The 14,233-nt window shown below is 73.1% G+C and carries 9 protein-coding genes; 5 read left to right on the top strand and 4 right to left on the bottom strand.

What is annotated here, in order from left to right; translation table 11 throughout:
- The first annotated feature begins 106 nt into the window (after window positions 1-106).
- Window positions 107-3,550, top strand: coding sequence for a BTAD domain-containing putative transcriptional regulator (locus tag ACFXHB_RS24660; protein WP_380576781.1), 3,444 nt, complete (start codon window positions 107-109; stop codon window positions 3,548-3,550).
- A gap of 15 nt (window positions 3,551-3,565) precedes the next feature.
- Here the strand turns inward: ACFXHB_RS24660 and ACFXHB_RS24655 are convergent, their stop codons facing one another.
- The 3 genes from ACFXHB_RS24655 to panB all read right to left on the bottom strand — a co-directional run bounded on the left by ACFXHB_RS24655 (window position 3,566) and on the right by panB (window position 6,440).
- The gene (locus ACFXHB_RS24655) at window positions 3,566-4,378 is read right to left on the bottom strand and encodes an ABC transporter permease (RefSeq protein ID WP_380576780.1); all 813 of its coding nucleotides are present in this window, start codon (window positions 4,376-4,378) and stop codon (window positions 3,566-3,568) included.
- The gene (locus ACFXHB_RS24650) at window positions 4,375-5,397 is read right to left on the bottom strand and encodes an ATP-binding cassette domain-containing protein (protein WP_380576779.1); all 1,023 of its coding nucleotides are present in this window, start codon (window positions 5,395-5,397) and stop codon (window positions 4,375-4,377) included. Before ACFXHB_RS24650 ends, ACFXHB_RS24655 begins: the two co-directional genes overlap by 4 nt.
- Window positions 5,398-5,570: 173 nt before the next feature.
- On the bottom strand, window positions 5,571-6,440 hold the full coding sequence (gene panB, locus ACFXHB_RS24645) for a 3-methyl-2-oxobutanoate hydroxymethyltransferase (RefSeq protein WP_380576778.1): 870 nt from the start codon (window positions 6,438-6,440) through the stop codon (window positions 5,571-5,573).
- A gap of 363 nt (window positions 6,441-6,803) precedes the next feature.
- On the opposite strand from panB, the gene ACFXHB_RS24640 reads away from it, so the two are divergent.
- The 3 genes from ACFXHB_RS24640 to ACFXHB_RS24630 all read left to right on the top strand — a co-directional run bounded on the left by ACFXHB_RS24640 (window position 6,804) and on the right by ACFXHB_RS24630 (window position 10,633).
- Window positions 6,804-8,465, top strand: coding sequence for an MFS transporter (locus ACFXHB_RS24640; protein ID WP_380576777.1), 1,662 nt, complete (start codon window positions 6,804-6,806; stop codon window positions 8,463-8,465).
- A 182-nt stretch (window positions 8,466-8,647) separates the two neighbouring features.
- Complete coding sequence (locus tag ACFXHB_RS24635) at window positions 8,648-9,289, top strand: TetR/AcrR family transcriptional regulator (RefSeq protein ID WP_380576776.1); 642 nt, start codon at window positions 8,648-8,650, stop codon at window positions 9,287-9,289.
- Window positions 9,290-9,493: 204 nt separating this feature from the next.
- Window positions 9,494-10,633 carry an endonuclease/exonuclease/phosphatase family protein gene (locus ACFXHB_RS24630; RefSeq protein WP_380576775.1) on the top strand — a complete coding sequence of 380 codons (1,140 nt, stop codon included), beginning with the start codon at window positions 9,494-9,496 and terminating at the stop codon, window positions 10,631-10,633.
- 56 nt (window positions 10,634-10,689) lie between these two features.
- Here ACFXHB_RS24630 and ACFXHB_RS24625 read toward each other — a convergent pair whose 3' ends face one another.
- Window positions 10,690-12,444, bottom strand: coding sequence for an NAD+ synthase (locus ACFXHB_RS24625; RefSeq protein WP_380576774.1), 1,755 nt, complete (start codon window positions 12,442-12,444; stop codon window positions 10,690-10,692).
- A gap of 151 nt (window positions 12,445-12,595) precedes the next feature.
- Here ACFXHB_RS24625 and ACFXHB_RS24620 point away from each other — a divergent pair, with 151 nt between their 5' ends.
- Window positions 12,596-13,957 carry a glutamine synthetase family protein gene (locus tag ACFXHB_RS24620; protein ID WP_380576773.1) on the top strand — a complete coding sequence of 454 codons (1,362 nt, stop codon included), beginning with the start codon at window positions 12,596-12,598 and terminating at the stop codon, window positions 13,955-13,957.
- Window positions 13,958-14,233: the final 276 nt, after the last annotated feature.

Below are 14,233 nucleotides of genomic sequence, written 5' to 3'. Positions count from 1 at the left end.
GCCGTTCCCGGTGAACGTACGGCGCCCGGGCTCCGGTTCCGGTCTCGGGGACCCGGTCGCGGAAACCGGGTACGTCACACCACCGGCCATCGACCAGAATGGGCGGGTGCACTACGGCATCCTCGGTACCACCACCGCCCACCACGACGACGGCACGCCGGTCGCGCTGGGCGGTGCCCGGCTGCGGGCACTGCTCGCCGCGCTGGTCCTGCGGCAGGGGCGGCCGGTGCCCGCCGACCTCCTGGTCGACGAGGTGTGGGACACCGAACCACCGCAGGACTCCTCCGCCGCGCTGCAGACCCTGGTCGGCCGGCTGCGCCGCACCATCGGCCGCGACCGGGTCGGCTCCGGCCCGGCCGGCTACTGGCTCACCGAGCCGCGGACGGACCTCGGCGACTTCCAGCGGCTGGCGGGCGAGGGCCGCCGGGCCCTGGAGGAGGCCGACCACGCGCTGGCCGCCGAACGCCTGCGCGCCGCTCTGGCGCTCTGGCGCGGACCGGCCCTCGCCGACCTGCCCGACCCCGGCGGCCCCGCCACCCGGCTGGAGGCCCAGCGGGACGAGGCCCGCCGGCACCGGATCACCGCCGACCTCGGCCTCGGCCGGGCCGCCGAGCTGACCGCCGAGCTCGCCGAACTCTGCGAGCGGCAGCCGCTGGACGAGTCCCTGCAGTACCTGATGGTCCGGGCGCTGCACGAGAGCGGGCGCACCGCCGAGGCACTGCGCCACTACGAGCGGACCAGGTGCGCCCTGGCGGACGAGCTCGGCGCGGATCCGGGCCGCCGGCTCCAGGACCTCCACGCCGAGCTGCTGGCCCCGGTCGAGGCGCCCGGGCCGCCGCCCGTCCGCGCTCAGGCACCGGCCCCCGGGCGGGGACCGGCTCCCCACCAGGCGACGACCCCCGAGCAGGCTCCGGCGCGGACGCCCCAGCCGCCCCGGGGCGGGGGCAACCTGCGCGGCCGGCTCACCAGCTTCGTCGGCCGGGAGGACGACCTCGGCGCGCTGCGCGCCGCGCTGGCGGGCAGCCGGCTGGTCACCCTGACCGGCCCCGGCGGCTCCGGCAAGACCAGGCTCTCGATCGAGGCCGGCCGGGCCGAGCAGGGCGCCGGCCGCTGGCCGGACGGGGTCTGGCTGGCCGAGCTCGCCCCGCTGGAGAGCCCGCAGGCCGCCCCGGCCGCGGTGGTCTCCGCGCTCGGGCTGCGCGAGACGGTGCTGCACACCGGGAGCCTGGTGGCCGAGGCACTGGAGAACCGCGCCGAAGACCCGGTCCGCCGGTTGGTCGAGTACTGCGGCCACCGCCGGATGCTGCTCGTCCTGGACAACTGCGAGCACCTGATCCAGGCCGCCGCCGACCTCACCGACCAGCTGCTCGCCGAGTGCCCCGGCCTCACCGTCCTGGCCACCAGCCGCGAACCGCTCGGCGTCCCCGGCGAGCGCGTGCTGCCGGTCGAGCCGCTGCCCGACCCGGTGGCGCTGCGCCTGCTCGCGGAGCGCGCCGCCGAGGCCCGGCCCGGCTTCGACCCGCAGAGCGAGCCGGCCGCCTGCACCGAGATCTGCCGCCGGCTGGACGGCCTGCCGCTCGCCATCGAACTGGCCGCCGCCCGGCTGCGGGTGATGACGGCCCGCCAGATCGCCGACCGCCTGGACAGCCGGTTCGCGCTGCTCACCGCCGGCAGCCGGACCCTGCTGCCGCGCCAGCAGACCCTGCGGGCGGTGGTCGACTGGAGCTGGGACCTGCTCGGCACCCAGGAACGGGCGGTGCTGCGCCGGCTCTCGGTCTTCGCCGGCGGCTGGCGGCTGGAGGACGCCGAGGCGGTCTGCGCCGACGAGGCCGAGGTGCCCCGCGAGGAGGTCGCGGATGTCCTGCTCTCCCTGGTCGACAAGTCGCTGCTGGTGGCCGACCTGGGCGGCGAGGGCCTGCCGCGCTACCGGATGCTGGAGACCATCCACGAGTACGCCGTCGAGCGGCTGGCCGAGGCGGCCGAACGCGGCGAGACCGGGCGCCGGCACGTCGAGCACTTCCGCGAGCTGGTCCGCACCGCCGAGCTGCACCTGCACGGGCCGGAGCAACTGGCCTGGCTGGCGGTGCTGGAACGCGAGCAGGACAACATCCGGGCGGCGCTGCGGCGGGCGGTGGACCGCGGCGACGAGCACGAGGCGCTGGTCCTGGTGCTGGGGATGAGCTGGTACTGGTCGCTGCGCGGCTTCGGGCTGGAGGCCCGGGAGTGGTACGAGGCGGTCGGCGCGATCGGCCCGGATCCGTTCGGTCCGGACTCCCTGCCGGTGGTGCCGCTGAGCCGGCCGGTGCTGGAGTACGGCATGCCGCTGCCGCCCGAGGTGGCGGCGGAGGCCCGCCGCGAGCTGGTGATGTACCGGTTGGTCGGGCTCTTCGAGGGCAATCTGGAGGTGCTGGTCGACCGGGAGGCGCTGGGGCTCTCCCAGCAACTGCTGGCGGTCTACACCCCGGACCTCCCGCAGGCCTACCGGTTCCCGGGCCTGATGCGGGTGTTCGGGGCCTTCCTGGCCGGCCGGCTGGAGCTGCTGACCGATCTGCTGGACGACGCGGTGCGGGGCTGCCGGCTGCACGGCAGTGACAACGACCTGGCGTTCGTCCTGCAGATCCGGGCCAAGATGATGAACGACTGGCCCGGTGGGATGGAGCAGTCCCTGCTGGACGGCGAGGAGTCCCTGGAGCTGTTCCGGCGCTCCGGCGACCGCTGGGGGATGTCCCAGGCCTACGCGGCCCGCGGCGAGTCGATGGCCAACCAGGGCCGGGCCGACGAGGCCGTCGACGCGTACCGGCAGGCGATCGAGCTGGCCGAGCTGCTGGGTGCCCCGCAGGAGGTGCCGATGCTGCGGGTGCAGCTCGGCAGCGCGATGCTCGGCCGTGACCTCGCCGAGGGCGAGCGGCACATCCGGGACGCCCTGGCCGGGATCGAGCCGGGCGAGACCCAGGCCTCCAGCGGTGCGCTGCTCTTCGGGCGTCTGATGCTCTGCGGCATCCTCGCCCAGCGCGAGGAGTACGACGAGGCGTTGCGCCAGCTGGACGAGCTGAACGCCACCAGGGTGGGCCCCTTCGCCCCCGGTCTGGTCGGCGGGATGCTGATGGTCACCCGGGGCTGGATCGTCGCCCGCGCCGGGGACCCGGAGGGCGGGATGGAGCTGCTGAGCGAGGGCCGCCGGCGCCTGCGGGACGTGCCGGAGTCGGCGAGCGGTTTCGCGGAGCAGATGGCGGTGATGCTGGTGCCGCCGGCGATCGGGGTGCTGCGCGCCTTCGCGGAACGCGACCACGACCTGGAGGCGGCCCGCCGGGCGGCCGTCCTGCTCGGCGCGCACGCCGGTCTGAACGGGCCGAAGGGCGGCTACCTGGACCGGATGGAGAGCGAGCGGGCCGAGGAGAGTCTGCGTGCCCTGCTCGGCGAGGCCGGGTTCGTCGCGGCCCAGCGGGAGGCCGTCGGCCTGTCGGTCAAGCAGGCGGGCGACCTGTTGGAACTGCTGACCGACTGGCCGGCCGGCCGTCCCCCCGTCCCAGGGGTCGACCGGCCGGCCTGACCGGGGGTCGGACCGTCAGGTCCGCTTGCGGAAGCGGGCCACCGCGAGCGGCGCGAACACCGCGGTGATGCCGATCGACCAGCCGAGCACGATGAGCACCGGGTGGGCCACCGCGCCCTCGCCGTTGAGCAGCGCCCGGCAGGCGTCGGCGAGCGCCGAGAGCGGGTTGACGTTGGTGAAGGACTGCAGCCAGCCCGGCATGGTGCCGGTCGGCGCGAAGATCGAGCTGCCGAACTGCAACGGCATCAGGACGAGCATGGAGACCCCCTGGACGGCCTGGGCGCTCTTCATCGCCATGCCGAGCAGCATCGAGATCCAGACGACCGACATGCCGAACAGCAGCGAGAGTCCGATCGCGGCCAGCAGCTCCAGCGGGCCGGTCCGCACCTCGAAGCCGAGGATCATCGCGAAGCCGATCAGGATGGTGAAGGAGAGCAGCGCCCGGCAGTTCTCCGCGACGATCTTGGAGATCAGCACCGAGGCGCGGCCGATCGGCAGCGTCCGGAACCGGTCCATCACCCCGGTCTGGAAGTCGCTGTTCAGGCCCGTGCCGACGGCCATCGCCAGCGTGATCCCGGTCTGTCCGAGCAGACCGGGGATCAGGTACTGCTTGTAGGCGTCCTGGCCTCCGGAGATCGCGCCGCCGAACACGTAGACGAAGAGCACGATGAAGATGACCGGCATCAGCACCGCGTCGAACATCGACTCCGGGTCGGCCTTGATCCGCATCAGGTTGCGGCGGGTCAGGGCCCCGATGTGCCGGAGGGTGCCGGCGACGCCGATCCGGGTGTCCTCCGCCCGGACGGGGGCGAGCGTTGCGGTGGTCATGCGACGGGCTCCTTGGCGAGGCTCGGGGCGGCGGTCGCGGCGGTCGCGGACTTGCCGGTGATGGTGAGGAAGACCTCGTCCAGGCTGGGCACCCGGGTGTCGATCCCGGCGACGGCGAAGCCGCGGGTCCCGAGCACCCCGATCACGGAGGTCAGTTGGGCCTCGTCGGTGATCGGTATCGAGAGCAGGCCGGCGTCGGCGGAGACGGTGGCCTCGGCGATGCCGGTCTCGTGCAGGCAGCGGGCCATCTCGGGCAGCTCGGCCGGGTGCGCCGGGCGGACCTGCAGGGTCCGGCCGCCGACCTGGGCCTTGAGTTCGGCCACTCCGCCGGAGGCGATCACCCGGCCGCGGTCGATCACGGTCAGCTCGTTCGCGAGCTGCTCGGCCTCCTCCATGTACTGGGTGGTGAGCAGCACCGTGGTGCCCTCGCCGACCATCCGCTGCACCTCGTCCCAGACCTCGTTGCGGGTGCGCGGGTCCAGCCCGGTGGTGGGCTCGTCCAAGTAGAGGACCCGGGGCCGGCCGATCATGCTGGCGGCCAGGTCGAGGCGCCGGCGCATGCCGCCGGAGTAGGTCTTGGCGACGCGCTTGGCGGCCTCGGTGAGCGAGAAGCGCTCCAGCAGCTCGGTGGCGCGGGCCTTGGCGTCCTTGCGGGAGAGGTCCAGCAGCCGGCCGATCAGGTAGAGGTTCTCGTAGCCGGAGAGCATCTCGTCGACGGAGGCGTACTGGCCGGTCAGGCCGATGGTGCGGCGCAGCTGCTTGGGCTGGCGCAGGACGTCGTAGCCGCCGACGAAGGCGGTGCCGGCGTCCGGCTTGATCAGGGTGGAGAGGACCCGGACGAGTGTGGTCTTGCCGGCTCCGTTGGGGCCGAGCACCCCGAGGACGGTGCCCTCGCGGACGGTGAGGTCGACACCGTCGAGTGCCTTGGTCGCGCCGTAGTGCTTGACGATGCCGCGGACCTCGACGGCGTTGCCTTCGGCGGGTCCCCGGTCGTTCGGGGCGATGGCGATTCGTGTCATGCCCCCAGGCTGTCCGACCCGGCTGTCGGCCCGCTGTCACCGGGGCAGCGGCCGGGCGCGCCGCTGTCATCGCGCTGTCGCGCCGCTGTCGTGGGCGTCCCGGGCGCCCGGCCCGGAGGCCGACGGGCACGGCCGGGGCCCCGCTCGCGGTGGAGCGGGGCCGGGCCGGCCGGTCAGTGGAAGGTGTGCTCCGGGGCCGGGAAGGCGCCGGACTGCACGTCCGCGGCGAACTCGCGGGCGGCCTCGCCGAGGACGGCCCGCAGGTCGGCGTACTGCTTGACGAACTTCGGCACCCGGCCCGCCGTCATCCCGGCCATGTCCGTCCAGACCAGCACCTGGGCGTCGGTGTCCACACCCGCGCCGATGCCGACGGTGGGGATCGCCAGCTGCTCGGTGACCTGGGCGGCCAGCTCGGCGGGGACCGCCTCCAGGACGACCGAGAAGGCGCCGGCCTGCTGGACGGCCTTGGCGTCGCGCAGCAGCTGGTGCGCCGCCTCGTCACCGCGGCCCTGGACGGGGTAGCCGCCGAAGGCGTGCACGGACTGCGGGGTGAGGCCGATGTGCGCCATCACCGGGATGCCGGCCTCGACCAGCAGCTCGATCGAACGGGCGCTGCGCTCCCCGCCCTCCAGCTTGACCGCGCCGACCCCGGCCTCCTTCATCAGTCGGGCGGCGTTGTGCATCGCCTGCGCGGGGGACTCCTGGTAGGAGCCGAAGGGCAGGTCGGCGACGATCATCGCCCGCTTGGTGCCGCGGACGACGGCGGCGGAGAGCATCACCATCTGATCCATGGTCACCGGCACGGTGGTCTCGTAGCCGAGGTGGCAGTTGCCCGCCGAGTCGCCGACCAGCAGGACGGGGGTGCCCGCCTCGTCGAAGACGCCCGCGGTGAGGGCGTCGTAGGCGGTGAGCATCGACCACTTCTCGCCGCGCTGCTTGGCGGCGGCGAGATCGCGTACGGTGACGCGGCGGTTGGTGACCCCGCCGTAGAGGGTCGCGGTCGACGCCTGGTTCTGGGCAGGCGAAGGCGAAGAAGCGTTCATCGAACAGGCTCCTGAAGGGTTGTCGTCTCGTGGCGCCGTGCGGCGTCCCCGGATCACCTCCATGCTTGCACGCCCCGGCCCGGGCGCAAAGAGGCGTGCCCCGGCCGCGCTGCGATCTGCGGCACACCGGAGGCCGGCCCGCCCCGGGGGTCCGGGTGCGTCGGGGGCCCGGGGCGCGCGCCGGAGGTCCGGGCACGGCGGAGACCGGCGGCCGTGCGGACCCGGCGGTGACCCTTTGCCTGAACTTTACGAAACGGATTCGTCTCGTATCGAAAGTCGCGCTAGGCTGACCCGGGGGTTACGAGACGCACACGACTCGGAATTGCCCGCCAGTGACACGCCACCACGGACGGGAAAGCCGCAATGACCACCGCAGCCGCGCCACCTCGCGTGCCGGAAGCCATCCACCGCCGACGCTGGGCGATCCTGTGCACCCTGGTGCTCGCCCTGCTCGTCGTCGTTCTCGACAACTCGATCCTGAACGTCGCGATGAAGACCATCGCGTCCCCGGCACCCACCGGGCTCGGCGCCAGCCAGAGCGACCTGGAATGGTCGATCAACTCGTACACCCTGGTCTTCGCCGGGCTGCTGTTCACGGCGGGCCTGCTCGGTGACCGGTTCGGCCGCAAGCGCGCCCTGCTGGCCGGCATGGTGGTCTTCGGGATCGCCTCGCTGCTCTCCTCGCTGGCCGCCTCGCCGGGTGAACTCATCGGCTACCGCGCGCTGATGGGGGTCGGCGGCGCGCTGGCGATGCCGGCCACGCTCGCCATCATCATGAACGTCTTCGAACGTGCCGAGCAGCCCAAGGCGATCGGCATCTGGGCCGGCGCGGTCGGCCTGGCCATCGCGATCGGCCCGATCACCGGCGGCCTGCTGATCGAGCACTTCTGGTGGGGCTCGGTCTTCCTGATCAACGTCCCGATCGTGGTGGTCGCCCTGATCGCCATGGTCCTGCTGGTGCCGGAGTCCAAGGACCCGAACCCGGGCCGGCTCGACCCGGTCGGTGTGCTGCTCTCGATCATCGGCCTGGTCGCGCTGATCTTCGGCATCATCAAGGGCGGCGAGCTGGCCGACTTCACCTCCCCCGAGGCCTGGGCGCCGATGCTGGTCGGCGTGGTCGCGCTGGTGGCCTTCGTCTGGTTCGAGCGCCGCACCGCGCACCCGGCCCTGGACGTCACCTGGTTCCGCAACAAGGTGTTCAGCGCCTCCGTGGTCGTCGTCGGCGTGGTGTTCTTCGCCCTGATGGGCGTCTCCTTCTTCGGCGTCTTCTACATCCAGAGCGTGCGCGGCTACAGCGCCCTGCAGGCCGGTGTGCTGATGCTGCCGCTCGCCGTCGCCCAGCTGCTGTTCGCGCCGCGGGCCCGGTTGGTGGTGGACCGCTTCGGCGTCCGCGCCACCTGTGCCGGCGGCATGGCGCTGATCGCGATCGGCTTCCTCGGCTACCTGCTGCTGGACGTCGACACGCCGATCTGGGTGCTGGTGGTCCTCGGCCTGCTGATGGGCAGCGGCATGGCGCACGTGATGCCGCCGGTCACCGTCGCCATCATGGGCTCGCTGCCGCGGGAGAAGGCCGGCGCCGGTTCGGCGATCAACAACACCTTCCGCCAGGTCGGCGGCTCGCTCGGCGTCGCCGTGCTCGGCGCGGTGCTCTCCACCGTCTACCGCGACGGCATGGCCGAGCAGCTGGACAAGCTGCCGACCGAGGCGCTGCGGGAGAAGGCGGGCGAGTCCCTGGAGGCCACCCTGGCCGTCGCCGGCAAGCTCGGCCCGCAGGGGGCCGGGCTGATCGGTCCGGCCAACGCCTCCTTCGTCGACGCGATGCACGTGGTGGCCGGCCTCTCGGCCGGCGTCACCGCGGTCGGCGCGCTGCTGGCCTGGTTCCTGCTCCCCGGCCGGGTGGCCGCGGGCGGCCCCGGTGGCGCCCCGGGCGGCCCGACCGCCGTCCGGGAGGAGCGTCCGGTGGACGCCGCGAAGCAGTCCGGGTCCACCGAGCCGGCCCGCAGCACCGAGGCCGCGGGCGCCTGACCCGCGCTCGCGCGGCACGGCCGACGGCGGTGCTGAGCGACAATGGGGCCCTGCCCGGCCGGACTCGTCCGGCCGGGCAGGGCCACCGTTCGTGCCGCGGCTTCCACCGGGCCCGCCCACGGACGACAATCGGAGAGGGAACGGCGCCGCGCGCCCGCGAACATCCAGGGAGAGAAGCGGGGATGAAGACGGACACCACGGCCGCGTCGACCTGCACCGGCCCGCGTCGGGGCCGCCCGCGCAGCGAGGCGGCCGAGCAGGCCATCTTCGCCGCGGTCGAGGAGCTCATGGCGGGCGGCACCACGCTGCCCGAGCTGACCATCGAGGGCATCGCCACCGCCGCCGGGGTCGGCAAGGCGACCATCTACCGGCGCTGGCCCAACAAGGAGGCCCTGCTGATCGACATGGTCAGCCGGCTGGAGGCCCCCGTCCCGGAGACCACCGGCGGCACCGTCCGGGACGACCTGATCGCGATGGTCGAGTACATGCGCATCCGCGGCCTGGCCAAGCGCTCCCGCTGGGTGCTGCGGGCCGCGCTCGGCCAGATGCACAGCTGGCCCGAGCTGCACGCCGCCTACCGGGAGCGGGTGATCCTGCCGCGCCGGATGATGGCCCGCGAGGTCGTCCGCCGGGGTGTCGCCGCGGGCGAACTCCGCTCCGACCTCGACGAGGAACTGCTCGCCGACCTGCTGCTCGGCCCGATCCTCGCCCGCACCGTCCTCTGGGAGGACTCCGACCTGGACGACCCGGGTCTGCCGGTCCGGATGGTCGACGCCCTGCTCCAGGGACTCGGCGGCCCGCTCTGGCGTCCGGCCCAGGTCTGAGCGGTCACCCGGCCCACCGACCGCGGCGTGGCCTGGCTCACCAAACCGGGCCACGCCGGAACCCGCTCCACCGGCCCCGCGTCTGTCCCGGCATAGGCTGAGCCGGGAATCCGATCAAACCGGCACCAGTCCGGCACCGTGCCCGCTCTCCGGCGGCGTCGCGCGTCGGACCGGCAGACGGCACGAACGAACGGGAGCCACAGGATGGCGCAGGCGGACTGGACGGACCGGGCGGCACCGGAGGCGGGGGGCGGCGCACCGGCCACCGCCGGGGGTACCGGCACCGGCCCGGACGGCGCCGACGGCTTCGACCGCCCCGGCGGTCCGGACGGCGCGGGCCGCTCCGGCGGCCCCGGGGGTCGGGGGGCCGGCTTCCTGGGGCTGCGCGGCTGGGGTCGGGACGCCCGGGGCGCCACCACCTGGCGGCGCGGCCTGTTGCTCGCCGTCCTCGCCCTGCTGACCGCCGCCCTGCTGGCCTTCCACGCCGAGGTGCCCAACACCGTCGGCAACCTCGGCAGCCTGCTGGAGACCTTCCTGCCCTGGCTCGGCCTGGCCGTCCCGGTCCTGCTGGTGCCCGCGCTGCTGCGCCGCTCCGGCACGGCGCTGATCGCGCTGCTGCTGCCCGTGGTGATCTGGTTCAACATGTTCGGCGGCCTGCTCAGCGACAAGAGCGGCGGCACCCCGGACTGGACGGTGGTCAGCCACAACGTGGCGGCCCTCAACGCCGATCCGCAGCGCACGGTGAAGCTGCTGGAGGACTCGGGCGCCCAGATGGTCGCGCTCCAGGAGCTGGCCGGGAAGCCGCTGCGCGCCTACGAGAGCGGGCTGGCCGACAGCTACCCGTACCACGCGGTCGAGGGCACGGTCGGGCTCTGGTCCAAGTACCCGATCAGCGGTGTCTCGGTGGTCGACATCCGGATGGGGTGGACCCGGGCCTTCCGCGCCCAGGTCACCACCCCGCAGGGCCCGGTCGCGGTGTACGTCGCGCACCTGCCGTCCGTCCGGCTGAAGGCCGAGGGCGGCTTCACCGTCAACCAGCGGGACGCCAGCGCCCAGGCGCTCGGTGACGCGATCCAGGCCGAGCCGCTGAAGAAGGTGCTGCTGCTCGGCGACCTCAACGGCACCATGAACGACCGGAGCCTGGCCCCGGTCACCTCGCAGATGCGCTCGGCCCAGGGCGCGGCCGGCGACGGCTTCGGGTTCAGCTGGCCGGCGGCCTTCCCGATGGCCCGGATCGACCAGATCATGAGCAAGGGCGGCCTCAAGCCCACCGACTCCCGCACCCTGGAGCGGGACGGCAGCGACCACCTCGCGATCGCCGCCGGCTATCGCTACCAGGGGTGACCGGCCCCGGTGCGACCGACCGGTGGGTGACCGGCCCCGGCCCGACCCGGTGGTGATCAGCCCCGGCGCCACCGGTTGGTGATCGGCAGCCGGCGGTCCCGGCCGAAGCCCTTGGCGGAGATCTTCGGGCCCGGCGGGTACTGCCGGCGCTTGTACTCGGCGGTGTCGACCAGCCGGACGATCCGGTCGACCAGCGCCGGGTCGAAGCCGGCCGCCACGATCGCGTCCCGACCCTGGTCGCCCTCGACGTACCGGCTCAGCACGGTGTCCAGCAGGTCGTAGTCGGGCAGCGAGTCGGAGTCCACCTGGTCCGGCCGCAGCTCCGCGGACGGCGGCTTGTCGATGGTGTGCTCCGGGATCGGCGCCGGCTCGCCGCGCCGCCCGGCCTCCTCGTTGCGCCAGCGGGCCAGCCGGAAGACCAGCGACTTGTACACGTCCTTGATCGGCCCGAACGCGCCGACCGAGTCGCCGTACAGCGTGGAGTAGCCGACCGCCAGCTCGCTCTTGTTGCCCGGCGCGAGGACCAGGTGCCCCTCCTGGTTGGAGATCGCCATCAGCAGCGTGCCGCGCAGCCGGGACTGCAGGTTCTCCTCGGCCAGGCCGGTCAGCTCGGTGGCCGCCAGGTAGGCGTCGAACATCGGGGCGATCGACACCGTCCGGAAGCGCAGCCCGGTCCGGCGGGCCAGCTCGGCGGCGTCGTCCCGGGAGTGCCGCGAGGAGTACCGGCTCGGCATCGAGACGCAGTGCACGTTCTCCGCGCCGACCGCGTCCACCGCGACGGCCGCCACCAGCGCGGAGTCGATGCCGCCGGAGAGGCCGATCAGCACCGAGCGGAAGCCGTTCTTGCGCACGTACGCGGCGGTGCCGGCGACCAGCGCGGCCCAGATCTCGGCCTCGTCGGAGATCCGGGGCGCCACCTCGGCCCGGAGCGGCACGGCCGGCGCGGGCAGCGGCTCGCCGCCCAGTTCGCGGCGGACCAGGTGCAGGCCGTCGGCGAGCAGCAGCCCGTCGGTGTGGTCGTTGTCGGCGGCCGGCAGGTCGAGGTCGAGGACGAGCAGGTGCTCCTCGAACTGCGGCGAGCGGCCCAGCACCTCGCCGTCCGCGCCGACCACGACCGAGTCGCCGTCGAAGACCAGTTCGTCCTGGCCGCCGACCATGTTGACGTAGGCCAGCGGGCAGCCCGCCTCGGCCGCGCGCCGCCGGACCAGCTCCAGCCGGACGTCGTCCTTGTTCCGTTCGTACGGCGAGCCGTTGACCACCAGCAGCAGGCCCGCGCCGGCCTCCCGGGCGGCGCTCACCCGGCCGCCGTCCTGCCAGATGTCCTCGCAGATCGCCAGTGCCACGTCCACCCCGTGCAGCCGCAGCACGGGCAGCTGGTCGCCGGGGACGAACCAGCGGAACTCGTCGAACACCCCGTAGTTGGGCAGGTGGTGCTTGGCGAACCGGAGGACCACCTCGCCGCGGTGCAGCACCGCGGCGCAGTTCTGGGGGGATCCGGCCGGCCGGCCGAACCGCGGCGAGGCCCGGTCGGACCGGCCGAGGTAGCCGACCACGACCGGTACCCCGCCCAGCCCCTCGGCGGCCAGCCGCGCGGCCAGCGCGACCAGCGCGGACCGGGACGCCTCGACGAACGAACCGCGCAGCGCGAGGTCCTCCACCGGGTACCCGGTCAGGGCCATCTCGGGGAAGGCGACCAGCTGGGCTCCGGCCCCGACGGCCTGCGCCGTCCGGCGCACCACCTCGTCCGCGTTGCGGGTGAGGTCACCGACCCAGGGGTCTGTCTGGCACAGGGCGAGACGCAGATTGGGCATGCCGCGAGTCTAATCGTCGATCTGACGCGATGTCGCGTCCAGGGGGTCGCCACTGCCCTTGGGGGCCGCGATCCGCCATGATGGGGACAGTCGCTTTGGGGTGGTTTCCGGGCGTAACACGAACGTAAAGAGCAGAGGTGAGACTGTCCCCATGGGCAAGCAGCAGGAGTTCGTGCTCCGGACGCTCGAAGAGCGTGACATCCGTTTCGTCCGGCTGTGGTTCACCGACGTGCTCGGGTTCCTGAAGTCGGTCGCGGTGGCGCCGGCGGAGCTGGAGCAGGCCTTCGAGGAGGGCATCGGCTTCGACGGGTCGGCGATCGAGGGCTTCGCCCGCGTCTACGAGTCGGACATGATCGCCAAGCCGGACCCGACCACCTTCCAGATCCTGCCGTGGCGCTCGGAGACGCCCGGGACGGCCCGGATGTTCTGCGACATCCTGATGCCGGACGGCTCGCCGTCCTTCGCCGACCCCCGGTTCGTGCTGAAGCGCACCCTGGAGCGGGCCTCGGAGCTCGGGTTCACCTTCTACACCCACCCCGAGATCGAGTTCTTCCTGCTGAAGAACCTGCCCGGCGACGGTACCGCGCCGATCCCGGCCGACCAGTCCGGCTACTTCGACCACACCCCGCGCGGGGTGGGCCACGACTTCCGCCGGCAGGCGATCACCATGCTGGAGTCGATGGGCATCTCGGTGGAGTTCTCCCACCACGAGGGCGCCCCCGGCCAGCAGGAGATCGACCTGCGCTACGCCGACGCGCTGTCCACCGCCGACAACATCATGACCTTCCGCCTGGTCATGAAGGAGGTCGCGCTGGAGCAGGGCGTGCACGCCAGCTTCATGCCGAAGCCGTTCTCCGACCACCCCGGCTCCGGGATGCACACCCACCTCTCGCTCTTCGAGGGTGACCGCAACGCCTTCCACGAGTCCGGCGCGGAGTACCAGCTCTCCAAGGTCGGCCGCTCCTTCATCGCGGGCCTGCTGAAGTACGCCGCCGAGACGGCCGCCGTCACCAACCAGTGGGTGAACTCCTACAAGCGGATCTGGGGCGGCTCGCAGCGCACCGCCGGCGCCGGCGGGGAGGCGCCCTCGTACATCTGCTGGGGCCACAACAACCGCTCGGCCCTGATCCGCGTTCCGATGTACAAGCCCGGCAAGCAGGGCTCCACCCGCATCGAGGTCCGCTCGCTGGACACCGGCTGCAACCCCTACCTGGCCTACGCCGTGACCCTCGCGGCCGGCCTCAAGGGCATCGAGGAGGGCCTCGAACTCCCGCCCGGCGCGGACGACGACGTCTGGGCGCTCACCGACGCGGAGCGCCGCGCCCTCGGCATCCAGCCGATGCCGCAGAACCTCGGCGAGGCGATCGACCTGATGCAGCGCAGCGAGCTGGTCGCCGAGACCCTCGGCGAGCACGTGTTCGACTTCTTCCTGCGCAACAAGCGGCAGGAGTGGGAGGAGTACCGCTCCGAGGTCACCCCGTTCGAGCTGCGGAAGAACCTCCAGGTGCTCTGACGCCTGACGTCACGTCAAGGACCTTCGGGCCCGCCGTCGTTCGAATGGATGACGGCGGGCCCGCCGTTTGGGTTGCCACGCGCTCCGATGGCGGTATGTGAGGGGATTGTGACGGTGGGTTGTGATCCGATAAGCGGGATCCACCCCTCCCCACTCCGAGAGACATCTCGCGTGCCTAACTAGTCAAGCCGTCGCGGCCAGAGCCGCTGAGGGACCGGAGGTGAACGCATGTTGTTCGTCGAAGAGCTGCCGGCTCTGCAGGCAGTGGTAGAGCTG

Source organism: Kitasatospora sp. NPDC059327 (assembly GCF_042752535.1).
In the GTDB taxonomy this organism is placed as follows: Bacteria; Actinomycetota; Actinomycetes; order Streptomycetales; family Streptomycetaceae; genus Kitasatospora.
The sequence above is the reverse complement of the archived record's forward strand: the minus strand, read 5'-3'. Positions and strand labels throughout refer to the sequence as shown.